This window comes from Rhizobium sp. YIM 134829, assembly GCF_046546455.1.
Genome location: NZ_JBKHKI010000029.1, coordinates 1 through 598 on the forward strand (window position 1 = coordinate 1; position 598 = coordinate 598).

A 598-nucleotide genomic window follows, 5' to 3' on the forward strand; every position below is an offset into this window, starting at 1 on the left:
GACCTTGAGCGCGACGACTCGGTCGGTCTTGGTGTCGTAGGCCTGGTAGACCTCGCCCATTCCGCCCCGGCCCAGCAGCATCTGCAACTGGTAGTGCCCGAAAGGTGTCGCATCCACCGTAGAAACTCCTCGGCTGCGGCCAGTCGGGTGTCGAGGAGAAGTTACCGCACAAACCGTTCAGTCGACGAGGAACTAGGCAGTCGGTGCCAGTTTCTCGCCCGCCTCACGTCGCGGCGTGTGGGTACTCGGCCTCGCGCTTCTGGAACTCGAGGATCTCGGGGTTGGCGATGACGCCGTCCTGGATCTCGATGGCCCGCTGGATCGTCTGGTCGTTGCGCCACGCCTGTGCCCCGTCGAGCACCGTGGGCAGATACGGGATGAGTGCGGCGCTGATCTCCCACGTCGCGGCGTTCCACAAGTAGGACGGGCTGTGGTCGACGGCGTAGTAGGTGACGTTGTCGCCGACGACGAAGCTCGGCGACCCGAATGACGTCGGCGTCGCCCAGCTGAAGCCCATGCCCTCGTCGCAGGAGACGTCGACGATGAGGCTGCCCGGCCGGAACGACGCCAGGTCGTCCTCGGTCAGGAAGATCAGCGG

1 protein-coding gene is annotated in these 598 nt (G+C 65.4%); it reads right to left on the reverse strand.

Annotation, left to right across the window (positions count from 1 at the left end):
• Positions 1 to 223: 223 nt before the first annotated feature.
• On the reverse strand, positions 224 to 598 hold a 375-nt coding region (locus ACLE20_RS15545), incomplete at its 5' end, for a hypothetical protein (protein WP_410941222.1).